Source organism: Novipirellula rosea (genome assembly GCF_039541335.1).
GTDB lineage: Bacteria > Planctomycetota > Planctomycetia > Pirellulales > Pirellulaceae > Novipirellula > Novipirellula rosea.
In genome coordinates this window covers 285,013-299,178 of the sequence record NZ_BAABGA010000107.1, presented here as the reverse complement: position 1 = coordinate 299,178, position 14,166 = coordinate 285,013, and the positions used below count along the sequence as shown (strand labels likewise).

General features: G+C 55.9%; 14 protein-coding genes. 7 read left to right on the top strand and 7 right to left on the bottom strand.

Annotation, left to right across the window (positions count from 1 at the left end; genetic code table 11):
* Window positions 1-280: 280 nt before the first annotated feature.
* The 4 genes from ABD971_RS31490 to xseB all read right to left on the bottom strand — a co-directional run bounded on the left by ABD971_RS31490 (window position 281) and on the right by xseB (window position 5,011).
* Window positions 281-1,171: an NAD(+)/NADH kinase gene (locus tag ABD971_RS31490; protein ID WP_339945370.1), complete on the bottom strand. Its 891-nt coding sequence runs from the start codon at window positions 1,169-1,171 to the stop codon at window positions 281-283.
* Between the two features lie 168 nt (window positions 1,172-1,339).
* Window positions 1,340-3,268: a 1-deoxy-D-xylulose-5-phosphate synthase gene (gene dxs, locus ABD971_RS31485; protein WP_339945368.1), complete on the bottom strand. Its 1,929-nt coding sequence runs from the start codon at window positions 3,266-3,268 to the stop codon at window positions 1,340-1,342.
* A gap of 119 nt (window positions 3,269-3,387) precedes the next feature.
* Complete coding sequence (locus ABD971_RS31480; RefSeq protein WP_345327699.1) at window positions 3,388-4,350, bottom strand: polyprenyl synthetase family protein; 963 nt, start codon at window positions 4,348-4,350, stop codon at window positions 3,388-3,390.
* Between the two features lie 289 nt (window positions 4,351-4,639).
* A complete protein-coding gene (gene xseB, locus ABD971_RS31475; RefSeq protein ID WP_345327698.1) occupies window positions 4,640-5,011 on the bottom strand; it encodes an exodeoxyribonuclease VII small subunit in 372 nt (123 codons plus the stop codon).
* Between the two features lie 171 nt (window positions 5,012-5,182).
* Between xseB and ABD971_RS31470 the strand changes: the two genes are divergently transcribed.
* The 3 genes from ABD971_RS31470 (at window position 5,183) to ABD971_RS31460 (ending at window position 8,347) form a co-directional block, all read left to right on the top strand.
* Window positions 5,183-6,553 (top strand): hypothetical protein, encoded by a 1,371-nt coding sequence (locus ABD971_RS31470; RefSeq protein ID WP_345327697.1) that lies wholly within the window; start codon window positions 5,183-5,185, stop codon window positions 6,551-6,553.
* A 282-nt stretch (window positions 6,554-6,835) separates the two neighbouring features.
* On the top strand, window positions 6,836-7,429 hold the full coding sequence (locus ABD971_RS31465) for a peroxiredoxin (protein WP_339945360.1): 594 nt from the start codon (window positions 6,836-6,838) through the stop codon (window positions 7,427-7,429).
* A gap of 270 nt (window positions 7,430-7,699) precedes the next feature.
* Window positions 7,700-8,347: a hypothetical protein gene (locus tag ABD971_RS31460; RefSeq protein ID WP_345327696.1), complete on the top strand. Its 648-nt coding sequence runs from the start codon at window positions 7,700-7,702 to the stop codon at window positions 8,345-8,347.
* On the opposite strand, the gene ABD971_RS31455 is transcribed toward ABD971_RS31460, so the two are convergent.
* A complete protein-coding gene (locus ABD971_RS31455) occupies window positions 8,330-9,025 on the bottom strand; it encodes a DUF2306 domain-containing protein (RefSeq protein ID WP_345327695.1) in 696 nt (231 codons plus the stop codon). The two genes, ABD971_RS31460 and ABD971_RS31455, sit on opposite strands and share 18 nt — an antisense overlap.
* Before the next feature lie 745 nt (window positions 9,026-9,770).
* On the opposite strand from ABD971_RS31455, the gene ABD971_RS31450 reads away from it, so the two are divergent.
* Window positions 9,771-10,076, top strand: coding sequence for a hypothetical protein (locus ABD971_RS31450; RefSeq protein WP_345327694.1), 306 nt, complete (start codon window positions 9,771-9,773; stop codon window positions 10,074-10,076).
* A 120-nt stretch (window positions 10,077-10,196) separates the two neighbouring features.
* Here ABD971_RS31450 and ABD971_RS31445 read toward each other — a convergent pair whose 3' ends face one another.
* Window positions 10,197-10,640, bottom strand: a complete 444-nt coding sequence (locus tag ABD971_RS31445; RefSeq protein ID WP_345327693.1) for a hypothetical protein — start codon at window positions 10,638-10,640, stop codon at window positions 10,197-10,199.
* Window positions 10,641-10,966: 326 nt separating this feature from the next.
* Between ABD971_RS31445 and ABD971_RS31440 the strand changes: the two genes are divergently transcribed.
* Window positions 10,967-11,869 (top strand): deoxyribonuclease IV, encoded by a 903-nt coding sequence (locus ABD971_RS31440; protein ID WP_339945349.1) that lies wholly within the window; start codon window positions 10,967-10,969, stop codon window positions 11,867-11,869.
* 349 nt (window positions 11,870-12,218) lie between these two features.
* On the opposite strand, the gene ABD971_RS31435 is transcribed toward ABD971_RS31440, so the two are convergent.
* Window positions 12,219-12,659, bottom strand: a complete 441-nt coding sequence (locus ABD971_RS31435) for a type II secretion system protein (RefSeq protein ID WP_345327692.1) — start codon at window positions 12,657-12,659, stop codon at window positions 12,219-12,221.
* Between the two features lie 328 nt (window positions 12,660-12,987).
* Here ABD971_RS31435 and ABD971_RS31430 point away from each other — a divergent pair, with 328 nt between their 5' ends.
* A complete protein-coding gene (locus ABD971_RS31430) occupies window positions 12,988-13,125 on the top strand; it encodes a hypothetical protein (protein WP_345327691.1) in 138 nt (45 codons plus the stop codon).
* A gap of 182 nt (window positions 13,126-13,307) precedes the next feature.
* Complete coding sequence (locus tag ABD971_RS31425) at window positions 13,308-13,877, top strand: hypothetical protein (RefSeq protein WP_345327690.1); 570 nt, start codon at window positions 13,308-13,310, stop codon at window positions 13,875-13,877.
* Window positions 13,878-14,166: the final 289 nt, after the last annotated feature.

Below are 14,166 nucleotides of genomic sequence, written 5' to 3'. Positions count from 1 at the left end.
TTTGATAAGCGGCTATTGCCGAATTTTAACACGGTCGCTCCCAGCTTCGCTGGGCGGGTGAATTCGGTAGCGGACGTCGTCAACGGCTTGTTGATTTATGAGCCGTGACGCGTCAGCGGCCGGGTCCCACGCACGACCCGGTGCCTTACGGCCCACGGCTCACCATTTCGATTTGCAATTGGATTAATTCAACAAGTCGTCAAGACTTTCGATGCGGTCTTCCTTCGGTTGGAACGAAACTTTTGACAAGTTCCGCTCTCGCGCAGGGTGAAATCGGTTCTCAATCGTCACCGATTTTAGAGTTCACCGAGCCGCCCCAGCCCAATTTGTCTCTCAGCGTGCGGTAGTCGTTTTGGCCCGGCACCTCCAGCATTTTGAAGGTTTGATCGGCACGCTCGACGCGAAGGCGATCGCCCGCTTGCAACGCACTCAAAATACGTCCGTCCACCACTACGCTGGTGGAATCGTGTGGTTCGGTTACGGTCAATTCGAGTACGGTTTCGGCGGAATCGACGACGGGGCGATAGGTCAACGTATGCGGGCTGATCGGCGAGATCACGATCGCTTGCAGATTTCGTCTCAGGATCGGACCGCCCGCCGAAAGGTTGTGTGCGGTCGATCCGACGGGCGTGGCGATGATCAATCCGTCACATCGATAGCGAGTCGCCAAATGGCCATCGGCATACAGATCGATATCGAGGATTCGGTAGGGGGCACCACGGAGAATCGCGACCTCGTTTAACGCAAGTTGTTCGGCGACCACCTCGCCGCTGCGCAATACCGAAATGTTGATCATGATGTGATCGATCACCTCGGATCCGCCCCGCATCACTTCGGGCCAAACATTCAAAAAGTCGTCAGGCGACAGGGCTGCCAGGAAACCGAGTCGCCCACAATTGATGCCCAATACCGGCGATTGCGACATCCCCATTTGCCGCGCCGCCTGCAGGATCGAACCGTCCCCGCCAAGCACGATCACCAAGTCGACTAATTGATCATTAAAGTCGTAAGTGAAATCGAGGTCTTCGGCAACGATGTTTGCCGTTTCGGCAATCACAGGTCTCAGCCGCTGTAATTCCGTGCGAACACGATCTCGATTGGGGGCACCTAAAATCACGACGTTGGGACGATGTCCATCCCGGCCCCAATGTACAACTTGGCTGGCAGGCATCTGTGGAAATTCCCGACGAAGAGGAGAGATGATAAAGAGGAAGCAACTGAAGACGTCGAGAACTGCAGATTCGCGATGCAATGAATCGAGCAGGCGGACTAGCATGCAGGCGGCCAAACAGACTAGCACGTCCGCTGCAGGATTCGTTTCACACCGTTGACGTTGCAGTTATTGTAGCGGGATTGCTTGCAGGTTGGCGGCTTCACGGCAGGTCGCGGCGATCGGTTCGGCGGCGAGCCCATGTTCGGCCAGCAATTCTTCGCGATCACCGTGTTCGATGAACTCGTCACGCAGCGCCAGGATATGGATTTTGCGAGTGTCGAGTCGTTCTTCGGCCGCCGCTTCCAGGAACGCAGAACCAAAGCCGCCCATTTTGACGTGTTCTTCTAGAGTCACGACAAATTTGTCGCCCGACATCGTTTCACGGATCATTTCGCGGTCGATCGGTTTGACAAATCGAGCATTGATGACGCCGACATCAAGATCGTCTGCGAGCAAATCAGCGGCGGCGAGCGCTTGGTCGAGCATCGCACCGTACGCGACGATCGTGCCGTCACGCCCTTCGCGAATCCGCTCGCTCTTTCCAATCACCACTTCATCGGGAGTGCGATCAAGTTCGAGTGCCGATGCTTTGGGATAACGAATGGCGCACGAGTGGTCATGCTCGATCGCTTTGGCGAGCATCAAGTCGACTTCGCCCGCATAGCCGGGGGCCATCACAACCATGTTCGGGAAAACACGCAGGTACCCGATATCAAAAATGCCATGGTGGGTCGGGCCATCGGGACCCGTCAATCCGGCACGATCCATCAGGAACACGACCGGCAAGTCTTGCAGCGCAACCTCTTGGAAGATTTGGTCGTAACTGCGTTGCAAAAACGTGCTGTAGATATCGACGATCGGTCGCATGCCGTTCTTGCACTGGCCTGCGGCAAAAGCCACGGCGTGTGATTCACAGATACCGACGTCAAAGAATCGGTCGGGAAACTGTTCGCGAATCGGTTCGAGTTTGTTGCCTTGGCACATCGCAGCGGTAATGATCGTGACGCGTTTGTCGTCGGCCATTTGACGACGGATTGCATCGCGAGCATGCAAAGTGAACGGAGGGCAACCCGAGGACGCGGTCGAGACCGGTTTGCCACGATCGTCCTTGAACGCAGGCGGTGTATGGAAAAAGACCGGATCTTCGGCGGCGGGTTTGTAACCATGTCCTTTTTCGGTGACGACATGCAGCAGCACGGGGCCTTTCATTTCGCGAACCATCGCCAAATATTTCCGCATCATCGGAATGTCGTGTCCATCGATCGGACCGACATAACGGATGTTCAATTCTTCGAACAACATTCCGCCCAACAAACCGGCCTTGACCCCTTCTTTCATCTGAGCCAGCAGACGTTCGGTGGGATCGCCGAACATCGGCACGTGGTCGAGCAGTCGTGTGACCTCGTGCTTTAGACCAGTGTAATAGGGATTCGAGCGAAGCCGGTCCAGGTACGTGGCCACCGAACCGACGCGTGGGCAGATCGACATTTTGTTGTCGTTCAAGATGATCGTCAGATCGTCTTCGAGTTCTCCGGCGTTATTCATTGCTTCGAATACGATGCCGCTTGGAAAAGCACCGTCGCCGATCACTGCAACGGTGCGCCGGTCGGCGTTGCCCGAGAGCACATCACCGCTGCGGAGTCCCACTGCGGTGCTGACGCTGCAACCGGCGTGACCGGTCATGAACAAGTCGTATTCGCTTTCGACCGGATTGGGGTATCCCATCAATCCGCCTCGCGTGCGAATCGAGGGGAAATCGTGGTAACGGCCGGTCACCAATTTGTGCGGATAAACTTGATGGCCGGTATCCCAAATCAAACGGTCGTGGCGGAAATCAAATTCGCAGTGCAGCGCGATGCACAGTTCGACCACGCCGAGGTTCGACGCAAAGTGGGCCGTTCGTGTGGCCAACAGATTGCAGAGCACATCACGGATCTCGCTCGCCACATCTTTCAATTGGTCGCGCGACATCGACTTCAGCGGGCTCGCATCCGGCAAGCTCGAAAGCAGAGGGTGGCTGCAAGGTTGGGCGGTCGTCGGTTCAGGTTCACTCATTATTTTATCCACTCGGTTGTCGCACTGGCTCAATCGATCGCAGCACGTATTGTGCGATTCATCCATGCATTTGGGACGGTGTCGGTATTGTTGGGGTCAATCCACCACGTGTTAATCCATCACTGGGTTCGCTCGTAAACAAAATCAGCCAAACTCGTTAACCGCCAACCGGCTTCGCCAAAAAACGTCGCATGGTTGCGTGCCGACTTTACTAGCTGTTCCGCTTTGTCGCGGGCCGCTTCGATGCCCAACAGACCAGGGTACGTCAGCTTGCCTCGATCTGCATCTTTTCCTGTGCGTTTGCCGAGTTCTTGTTCGTTGGCAGTGTAATCGAGCAAGTCGTCAACGACTTGGAACGCCAACCCGAGGTCCGCTGCATAATCGGACAACACCGACTTGGATTTCTCGTCTGCTCCCGCCAGGATCGCGCCCATCGCGAGCGACGCAGAGAATAAGGCGCCGGTTTTCCGCCGGTGAATCGATTCGAGATGTTCGACGGTTCTCGGTGAAGCGGCCTGGGTCGCTGAATCCGAAGGCGTATCGCTCCGAGCCGCTTGCCCGCGTTCCGTTTGCCCGCGTTCCGTTTGCCCGCGTTCTGCGGACAAGTCGTCGGATTGGCCGCCGACGAGGTGGCTGGCACCAGCGGCCGAGGCGAGCACACGAATCGCCGCGATCGCACGCGACGGGTCGCTGACCCGCTCGCTGAGCTGGCGAAACGCCTCGGCCTGTAGAGCATCGCCGACCAAAATCGCTGTTGCCTCGTCAAATTGAATGTGAACTGTGGGCCGGCCACGACGCAAATCATCGTCGTCCATGGCGGGCAAATCGTCGTGAACCAGCGAGTAGGCGTGAATCATTTCGACGGCAACCGCCGCCGGCAACGCTTCCTCGAGTTGTCCGCCACACGCTTCGCAAGCCATCAAGACCAATGCCGGTCGCAGCCGTTTTCCGGGGGCCAGCAGCGCATAACGCATCGCCTCACCCAGCCGTTGGGGGCAACCATCGCCGAAATCGCACGCATTTTCAAGCGCTTGCTGGACCAGTGGACGAAGATCCTCCATTACAGAGGGATAATTAGCCATAAATTCGCTCAGATGGTTTGCAACTCAAAGTTGAGTTTCCGTTTGGGGGGATGGTTGATCGGGGGATGACGGGATGACAGTGCGGATGACCCTACAATAATTACCGCACGGCGTTATTGTGGATCACCCCTCTGCCCTCTTTTTTCGCTGCCAGCGTCACTTTCAGGGCTCGTAGCGTCGTGTGGGGCCTGCTGCGTTTCTTATCCAGTTTAATGCAGTCGGTTGGATTCGGTTCGCCGGAGCTGGCCGTTTCACCACAGAAAAACGGGGCGCGCCGGACTTGCTGGGATTAGAACAGTCCACCCAATTCTTCGTCGTTATCGGGTTTCCGCTTGGCGGTGCCGCGGCCGCGTCGACCCGCTTTGGCGGGAGCAGCGTCCTTCTCGTCGGCTCCCTCGAAAGGTTCGGTGACCGGGTTGCCATCCGCATCGAATCCCGACAGCAGCGTGACTTTGCGTTCGGCGTCTGCCAGCAGGCCATGGCACTGGTTAAGCCGTTTGATCCCCCGCTCGTAGTGCTGCAGCGATTCGCTTAACCCCAATTCGCCGCTTTCCAGCTCGCCGACGATCCGCTGGACCTCGCCCACCGCTTGTTCAAAGTCGATCTCCGCAGAATCGGTTTCATTTGCAGGATCGGATGCGGTGGTTTTCTTTTTAGCCATGTCTCTTTTTGACAAACCTAGGGTTTCGACGTAGGAATCAGTACGGGGAAAGATTCTGTGCGCTACGACCTGTCATCTTCATTGGATGTGCAGCCGCGTACGAACCGAAATTTTAGCCGCTTCGGCCCGCAAGCGAAACGCGGCTGGCATGCTAACAAATACACAACCACTATGGCCAGGAAGACTCGAAAACGGAAAAACAGTCACCATGCGAATAATGCCGCGGCTCGTCGTGACGCGACAAAATGCATACCCAGTGGTGTCGCATGCGCCGAAGCCGTCCGCCGTGAATCAAAACAAGCCGAATCAAATAGCTCTGATTCGCTGCCCACCGAATCGATAGAGATCGAGTCGATAGAGATCAAATCGGAACGGGCCGCAGAACCAGACGACACCGATTTATCCGAGCAAACGTCTTTATTCGAGCAGTCGTCTTTATCCGAGCAGTCGTCTTTATTCGAACAGGCGTCACTCTCTGAATCGGATCTGTCGCCTGAATCATCGCAACCGGAATGGCAATCCGAGTGGCAGCCCCCTGAATTAACGGAATCCGAATTGCCAGGATTCGAACCGGCTGAATCCGAATTAACGGAATCCGAATTTCAGGAGGCTGGTTCCGGCGATTGGCAGACGGCTTCGTCCGAGGTTGCTACGTCCGAGCAGTCGCAGGCAATTCTGCAGGCGGTCGATGGTAACAGTCTGTTGCTTCGCCAATTGTTGGCCGATTTTGCCGATCTGCAGAGCCAAGTGGTCGAAGCGGCTGGCGCCCCACGTGATTCGGTGGCGAGCGATGTCGGTGACGGCATCGATCGTGCTCAGCATGAAACGGCGGTCGAGTCGCTGCGTGACGAAATTGCGGCGCTCGAAGACGAGTTGTGCGAGCTGAAACGTCAAAACAGCGACCTAGCGGCAAAAGTCGCCAACGCTAACGTGCGTAAATCGACCAGCGATGCTGCCTCGGACTTTACCGAGGCGCTTTCGTGGGAAGAGCGGAAACAGTTGATTCTGCGTCAGATGGAAGAGGATTGCTTTGACGCCGAAACCTTTTTGACGCAAACCGTTCAGTCGCGATTGAGCGATGCTGGCGAAGCGGACGAGCCACAGTGTGAGGTCGATCCGGTTGCGTTTGTAGAGGAGTTGACCGCCGAGATTTCACGTTTGCAGCAACAGAACGAGCGTTTCGAGAAAGAGATTGGTGAACTGAATCATTTGCTCGAACAACGTCCTCAATCGGCCGCGGGCGGGATGGCGATCGGCGCTGCTGCGATCGCCGAGATGATCGACGCGGATGAGTTGATACAAGAGGAGCGGCAGCGACTGCAGACACTGCAGACGCAGTGGGAAGAAAAATTCCGCCAAGCGGAAATCGAAGCGTCACTCGAACGCGCTAAGCTGTCTCGCGAGCGGCAAGAGGTGGCGACCAAATTGGCCGATCTCGACGAGCAATTGGATCGACTTCGCCGCGATGCCGCGCAAAACCAGAGCGGAGAAGGTCATTCTCGAAAATGGCTGGCGAAACTAGGGCTCGCCGGCGACGACTGAGCTAATTCGCCCTGAGGTTGCTTTAATGATTTGGGGGGGGGCTTGCAAAACGCTCTTGGCGAGCCCCATGCCATCGACTTTCGCATCCGCTGCTGCCGCTCGACAAACAAAGCGGTTGGGGCGTGGATTGCATCTCCTTTCGATGGGGCGGTTGAAAGCCTAAACTGTGCGGCCTGACGAGAGTCAATTTCTGGATTTAACGCGGGTGGGTGCCTTAGCAGCCTGCCTTGCTTCCTTTTTATTTCCAATCCGCCGCAATCTCAAAACGAAGGTAGCGAAACGATGAGTGTGTTGGTTCAGCAACAAGCCCCCGAATTCACAGCTAAAGCGGTTATGCCCAACGGCGAATTTAAAGAAATTTCGCTGTCGGATTACCGCGGTAAGTACGTCATCCTGTTCTTCTGGCCTTTGGACTTCACGTTCGTTTGCCCGACTGAAATCATTGCCTTCAGCGACCGTGCGGCGGAGTTCGAGAAGCTCGGCGTTCAGTTGCTTGGCGTCTCGGTCGACAGCGAGTTCACTCACTTGGCATGGACGAACACCAAACGCAGCGAAGGCGGAATCGGCAAGACCGACTATCCGTTGATCGCCGACTTGAACAAGCAGATCGCACGCGACTATGACGTGCTGATCGACGCTGGTGTTGCTCTGCGTGGATTGTTCTTGATCGACAAAGACGGCGTCGTCCGTCACCAAGTCGTCAACGATCTGCCGCTCGGACGCAGTGTGGATGAAGCGATGCGAATCGCGCAAGCCCTGCAATACTTCGAGAAGAATGGCGAAGTCTGCCCTGCTAACTGGAAAGAAGGCAGCCGCACGATCAAACCAGGCGTCGACGAGAGCAAAGAGTTCTTCAGCGCCGAATACGCCAGCTAACTTGGTTTAACTCTAACGCTTAGCTCTAACGCGTCGATCATTTAGCGACGGACCCGCGTCCGTCGCGGTTGTTTGCAAAGATGGGATAGGCGAGTGTATCGCTGGCGGCATGCAACCGCCCCGTAGCGGAAGTCGTCAAGACTTTCGTTGCAGTCCGAAACTCTTGCCTGAGTTTCGCTAAGCTAGAATGGATCCCTTGCCGCAGTGTTAGCGGCGTGTCCCGCTTTGACCTTGTGCTCTGTCCTCAAAAGTACGAAAGAAAAACAGCTGATGTGGAAGACCGGCGAACTCGGTTTGGCAACGTGGTCCGATGCCGACGCGACGTGGCGGCTCAATGCGACCGGCGGCCCTCAGGGGATTCAGCTTGGTTTAGAAGGCACCAATCCTTCGCGAGTTCAATTTTGCTCGGTGGGCGAGGATGTGTTCCCGCAGGCGGCCGAGCAGTTCGTCCGCGGTGATGAATTGCATGTTTTGTTTCCTCAGCAAGAGGGCTCGTATTCGATCGAAGCAGTCTTTAAACCGATTGTCTCGGGCGCCAACCGGTTGGTGATCGAGGTCATCTTGTCGCTTGAAACGCGGTTACTGGACACCCATCCGACGGTCGATCTTGTCGCACATGGCAGCGGCAATGCGACAGCGGCATCGGCTTCGGCGGGTTGCGATCCCATTTCGCAGGCTACCGCCGACGACATTTCGGTCGCCGTGCTGTTGGGGCCACACGATGCACCCTTCACCGCAAAGCATTCCTCTGACAATGAACTTCGCCTGCGTTTGTTTGGCGAGTTTCTAGAGAAAGGGGTGATTCGCAAGGCGCGTCCTTGGATCGTCTTGTCGACTTCGGATGCGGGGGGTACGTCCGAAGAGTTGAAGGATGCTTACGCAAAACTGTGCGCCAGCCCGCTACCGTTGACTCCCTAGGTTCGACTGAGCCTGTTTGTTTCGACGCGTCATCCGTTCTCTTCGATGCGTGATCACTTCGAACACCACAAGCGATGGCAACCAGCTCGCCCAAGCGGCGATCGGATAGGCTGTTGCGGAAGTCAGCTGCAGGTCGGTGGCCACCATCGCCAAGATACGCAGCAACACCGCAGAGCAGATCAGTAGATAACTTCTAAACATCCACCGCAGGTGTGAATCCAGCCGCCCGCCGACGGCTCGTTTCCAGCCCAGCATCGTGGCGATCCAGGTCACGACGCTCAGCACGGCGAAACCGCTGATCGCTCCGTAGCCGTTCGGAGCACGCATCGCCATGATCAATCCACTCGGGGCGACGCATACAAGAACGAGCCCGACGTAGACTTTGCCGATTCGCCGATGGGTCGCTGGCCATCGCGAGCGGATCCGGCGGTTCAATTGAAGCAGCCCTAACACTAGCACCACGGGGGTCGTGACGATGTGCGAAAAGAAGGCGATTCCGTACACGCCGTGGAAATACGGTTCGCGTCCGCGTAGGAATCCAAATTCAAAATTTGGCGGAAAATAAAAGGGGTACGGTTTTAGGATCAGCAGCCCGGTCGATAAAATCACGATCGCCGAGAACCACGCCAGTACAGTGGTGATGCGGATCGCGTCAAAGCAATCGACGCACCTTCGCAATATTTTTGTCCTGCGGCCCATCTCCACACGATATCCGCAATTGCAGAGTGCCGCTATTGTCGCACGGCTTTCCAAGCCGTTAGCGTGCAGCGCGATTGATCGTACTTCAACGGTCACCGCGTCCACTAATGAATATCGTTCACCGTTTGCGGTTCCAGCTTGGAAAGCTGGCCATCAATCGAGCACCCTCCCCGCTTCGCCGGGCGGGTGAAGTTTTCTGTCGCCCCTGCCGGGGCTTTGTGAGATCAGTTTGGCCGCTATTCCTTGGGCTCACGCCCAAGGCTAAATGCTGCCGCCACGTCCGTGGCTGAGGGGTCAGCAATTTTCAATTTACAATTGTCAATTTAACCTTTTCAATAATCCGGTTTGCTAACATGTGCCGTAGGTTTCGTGGGATGTCACTGGTGCCGAAACTTTTGACAAGTTTCGCTACGGGCGGGTGAGTTCGGTAGCATTTCACCTCCCCGAAACTCGTTTTGGGGAGGTCAGAGCGAGCGACAGCAAGCTCTGGGTGGGGCCTCGGTGTGTTAGAAGTAGAAGGTCCGATTTAGCAGCCACGGTGCCCGCCCCGGAAAACTCGCTGTGGGCTCGTTTTCCGACCCTCCCCGCTGCGCCGGGCGGGTAAAATCAGTAGCGGAAGTCGTCCGCGGCTTTTGTCGAGCGGACCGAAGCTCTTACGCGAGTGCACGCTCGGTTGTCTCTTTGCAGATCGTGATCAACGTCTCTAGCAGGATTGAGCAATCCAATGACTGATCCCTCGTCACCCCCGGTGCAACCTTATCAAACGCCCCCCGAGGTCAAAGAGTCACGGCGGCCGATGCGGTATCGCACCGCCAAGCTCGCCGTCTTGATCCTGATTTTGATGGGAGGCGGCGTGTTTGCGTATCGGATGATAAGCATGATGCGCAGTGATCTGAATATGAATCGAGGTCCTGTCGATCCAAATTGGGAGCCGATCGGCACTCGCTATCCTCCTCCGGATGACGTATTGTCTGCGGAGGAGTTCGCCTCTGAAATGCAAGAGTCCAGCGCGGAAACGCCTGTGCCCTAACGCTACGTTTTTGCGTGTCCCGTTGTCCCGTCGCCATCGACGCTAATCGAGTCGATGGCAGAGGGACGACAGTCGTTGCACCTAATCGGCGTTGGGTGAATCCGCAGCAGAGGCGGATGCTTAGCGGTTCAGTTTCGGCTGAGCCAAGAAGTCGCTGACCGTTGCCACGCGTTCTGCTTCGATCTCTTCAGCCGATTTGGCGCCTCCGAACATCGAGGCGAAGAAGCCAGGAGAATCGTCTTTGGGTGTGGTCGACGGTGCTGGCATCAATCGACGTGGGTCGAGGACTTCTTTGGTCCGCTGCCAACTTCGTGATGCGGATTGGGTAACCTCGCTGACCAAGCCTTCTTTTTTCTGCTTGATGCGAGCTGTTTCGTCTTGCCCTGGAAGCAAGCTCTTGAAGTTCGGCATTTTCCAATTCATCGGATTCAATCCGCTCATGAATTCGCCCATCGTTGGCATGCTCGAATCGGACGAAGGCGATTGAGCCTTGGCGGTGTTGATATTGAAAGCCAGAACAAGCGCAATCACGCTAACGGCGATTTTTGTCGTAGCCTGATTCATCCCTGAATCTCCTAGTGCTATCAGTTTCAGTTGACCTTCCCCGTTCCCTGCGCTGCACCTGCAACGCAGATGAGTCGGCAGACCGAGGGTGGACTTGTAACGAAAGTATCGACTTCGGCTATCGCATTTCGATAGTCTTGATTGCAAGATCAATTCTTTTTTCTGGAATTATTGAAGTGGCACGGGGGGATCCGGGAAAGTTTGCTTTGGCAAACGTTCGGCACGTTGGGTTCGCAATCGAGCGAATGCTTGCAATACTTCACGCTCTTCCCTGCCCACTTTCAATAAAAACGTTCCAAATAAACTTTCCTAAATAATCGCGTCTCATGGCCAAGAAAGATTCCGCAAACGTTCACGCTCGTCACTTGTTCGGTTCTCACGTTTCGGTTGCGGGTGGATTGGCCAAGGGAGTTGCCCGCGCTGTCGACGTCGGCTGTGACGTGATCCAAGTGTTCACGAAAAACAACAACCAATGGGCCGCCAAGCCGCTGGTGGCCGCCGATGTTGAAGCGTGGAAAACGGCGCTCGCCGAATCGGGGATTCGCAACCCCATCGCTCACGCGTCTTATTTAATCAACCTCGCCACGCCCAAGGATGACTTGTTTCAGAAGTCAGTGGATTCGTTGGTGATGGAACTCGAGCGAGCGAACGAGCTTGAAATCGAAGGGTTGGTGGTGCATCCCGGCGCGTTCACGACCAGCAGCGAAGCCGACGGGATCAAACGAATCATCGACGCGATCGTGGAAATCCTCGGACGCGTCCAACCAGGGTCGTGCCGTTTGCTGTTAGAGAATACTGCTGGCCAAGGTTCTTGCCTTGGGCATCAGATTGATCAGCTTGGAGCGATGATCGAAGGAGGCGGTGATTCCCGGCGCGTGGGGGTTTGTCTTGATACCTGTCACGCCTTTGCTGCGGGATACGAAATCAATACGAAGCAGGGATTTGCGGCGTTTCGTCAGGAGCTCGATGATTTGTTGCCTGCAGGGTCAGTCGCGGCGCTGCATCTGAACGACAGCAAAAAGCCGCTGGGTAGCCGAGTGGATCGCCACGAGCATATTGGACGTGGCGAAATCGGGCTGGACGGATTCCGCCATGTCTTGATGGATGACAAGCTGGGGCCAATTCCCGGCTATCTGGAGACTGAAAAGGGGACCGACGAAGAAACGGGCGAAGATTGGGACCGGATCAATCTTGCCGTACTCCGCCGGTTGGTAGCCGAAATCGCCTGATTGCTCAATTTTCGCCGAGCGGGTGACATCGGTAGCGGAAGTCGTCAAGACTTTCGTTGGTGCGTCGGTGCGTCGGTCGGGACGAAACTTTTGACAAGTTCCGCTACGGGCACGTTTTCTGTCGCCCCTGCCGGGGCTTTGCGAATTCGTCTTGACCGCATTCCTTGGGCTTACGCCCAAGGCTACATGCTGCCGCCACGTCCGTGGCTGAGAAGTCAGCAATTTTCAATTTACAATTGTCAATTTAACCTTTTCAATGTTTCGGTTTGCTCCCAGCTTCGCTGGGCGGGTGACATCGGTCGCGGTCTCCCCGCCTGGAACGAAACTTCTGGCCAGTTCCGCTACTGCACTACCAGTTTGCCGAAACATCGCGGGGCGACACGTTGAACTTGAGCGTGCCGTTTGCCGGTTTGTAGGCCCAGCCTGCTTCGGCGTCTGGCTGCGTCAGGACCTCTTGGGCTACGTTGCGATCCAGGTCGTAGTAGACGGAGTTGCGACCACGCAGAGGGCTGTAGACGGGTGACGCGAGCGGCTTGTGAAACAGCGTTTCCATCACCTCAGGCAACTGGTTTGCCGGAGGATAAAACCCTGCGTGGGCACGGTACATCTCGATGGCGTTTCGCAGGATCGCCAATTGCCGGCGACTGGGCACATCGTTCACATCGTCGCTGTCCGGAAACAACCGAGGAGCCGCTAGAGTGGCGACCACCCCGACCAACAATGCGATAACCGTCATCTCAATCAGGGTGAATCCGCGGCGTGCGGCAGTGGTTCGGTCGGTCGGTAGCATGCTGTGTCGTCCTTTGAGGGGTGACGCCGTGCGTTGGCAATCGCGTCCGCTTCGCATCGTTTGTTGCTTGGCAAGCAAGTTGTCGCCGCTTCGCCAGTGGCTGCTTTGCGAGCCAGAAATATTGCAACCAGAAAAATTGCACGATTGTTTCTATGGATCGAGTCGCCGAGTGCCGTGGGATCAGTCAACCACACTCGTTGCAGGGCCGAATGAACGGATCGGCAGCCATAATCGGCATAATCGTTAAAGCGGGCTGAACCGTATTCTGCTCGGGTGACATTACGCCAAGCCGCGAACGTGTTGACTTTTTGCATCCACTGAATGTTCGGTGAATCGTCGTGCGCTGCATCGAATCAACACTGCGATTTCGATCACGGTGATCGACCGTCGCCGTTTGCATAATAAATACGCCTCCGTAGGCGGTTGTTTGGGGCTGAATGCAAATCAAGCCGGCGGCGGGTCGTGATTCATTGCGTGATGGCTTGTCGTTTGCATCCGTGTGGCTTGTCGTTTGCCAACGACGTTCTTCGCGAATCCTGTTGCTGTTCCAGTTTCACGATTACAAATTCAAGAATTCAAATGTTTTGATTCAGGATTCGCGAAAGCACCAACCTCGAAACGTCGTTCCTTTTCTTCCGGAGCCTGCACATGAGTGTCTTTCCTCATCGCCCATCGGTTCGAATTGCCCAAGACACGCTGCTGGACGTTCCGCCTGTGAGTCGCGGTTGTTCCGCAGTTCGACCGAAACGAGCGAGATCCGAGATGGCGTCCTCTCATCTTCGCGTGTTGCAATTGGATCACGCAGATGGCGAAGGTACAGGCGAGGTCGCGGGCGATGCTGTTGCGATGGACGAGCAAGCGGCGGGAATGAGAACTAGTGAAAAATCGGCGACCCGTTATCACGCCGCAGCCAAGTATCACGCCGCAGCCAAGTATCACGCCGCAGCCAAGTATCACGCCGTAGCCAAGTATCACGCCGCAGCAAAGTATGCCGCGTCCGCTGTTGTCTCTGACGCAGAGGACGCAAACGAACCGCCATCGTTTGACGCTGTTTCCTCTGGCGAAAGCGGGATCGGTAAAAAGCGGGCAGGGGAATTGGGTGAAGTTCAAACGGCTTCATTACCGATTCGGCCCAATCCGTTTGATCTGAAAAATTACACCTGGTTCGGATTATTTATTTTTATTGTGTTGGTGTTTTCCAGCATCGCTTCGGCGTAAACGTTTGAAGGGGGCGGCGTGACTGATAGGGCAATGCTCTATATCGATCGGTGGACACAAGTGGGCCAGTGCGAGCGGGCATGTCGCCGCTTGTTGCCGTGCAAACCCGGTTGCGTAACAGGGTTACGCCTGGCGAATTTGTGGCGAATTTGTCGCCGTCCTGTTTTCGAGGTACGGATCATTCATGCCGCTGACAAAATCGCTACCCAGGTGGCTTGCGGGCTTGCCGCCAGAAAACGGTTTGATTGATACAAATCGTGACGGGGACGGATCTCAGCGACCGAGGCAA

Excerpts from the sequence above, each read along its gene's own strand:
- ABD971_RS31470 (WP_345327697.1), top strand. The coding sequence starts at position 5,183 with ATGGCCAGGAAGACTCGAAAACGGAAAAACAGTCACCATGCGAATAAT.
- ABD971_RS31440 (WP_339945349.1), top strand. The coding sequence starts at position 10,967 with ATGGCCAAGAAAGATTCCGCAAACGTTCACGCTCGTCACTTGTTCGGT.
- ABD971_RS31460 (WP_345327696.1), top strand. The coding sequence starts at position 7,700 with ATGTGGAAGACCGGCGAACTCGGTTTGGCAACGTGGTCCGATGCCGAC.
- ABD971_RS31480 (WP_345327699.1), bottom strand. The coding sequence starts at position 4,350 with ATGGCTAATTATCCCTCTGTAATGGAGGATCTTCGTCCACTGGTCCAG.
- dxs (WP_339945368.1), bottom strand. The coding sequence starts at position 3,268 with ATGAGTGAACCTGAACCGACGACCGCCCAACCTTGCAGCCACCCTCTG.
- ABD971_RS31435 (WP_345327692.1), bottom strand. The coding sequence starts at position 12,659 with ATGCTACCGACCGACCGAACCACTGCCGCACGCCGCGGATTCACCCTG.
- ABD971_RS31425 (WP_345327690.1), top strand. The coding sequence starts at position 13,308 with ATGAGTGTCTTTCCTCATCGCCCATCGGTTCGAATTGCCCAAGACACG.
- xseB (WP_345327698.1), bottom strand. The coding sequence starts at position 5,011 with ATGGCTAAAAAGAAAACCACCGCATCCGATCCTGCAAATGAAACCGAT.
- ABD971_RS31450 (WP_345327694.1), top strand. The coding sequence starts at position 9,771 with ATGACTGATCCCTCGTCACCCCCGGTGCAACCTTATCAAACGCCCCCC.
- ABD971_RS31465 (WP_339945360.1), top strand. The coding sequence starts at position 6,836 with ATGAGTGTGTTGGTTCAGCAACAAGCCCCCGAATTCACAGCTAAAGCG.
- ABD971_RS31445 (WP_345327693.1), bottom strand. The coding sequence starts at position 10,640 with ATGAATCAGGCTACGACAAAAATCGCCGTTAGCGTGATTGCGCTTGTT.
- ABD971_RS31490 (WP_339945370.1), bottom strand. The coding sequence starts at position 1,171 with ATGCCTGCCAGCCAAGTTGTACATTGGGGCCGGGATGGACATCGTCCC.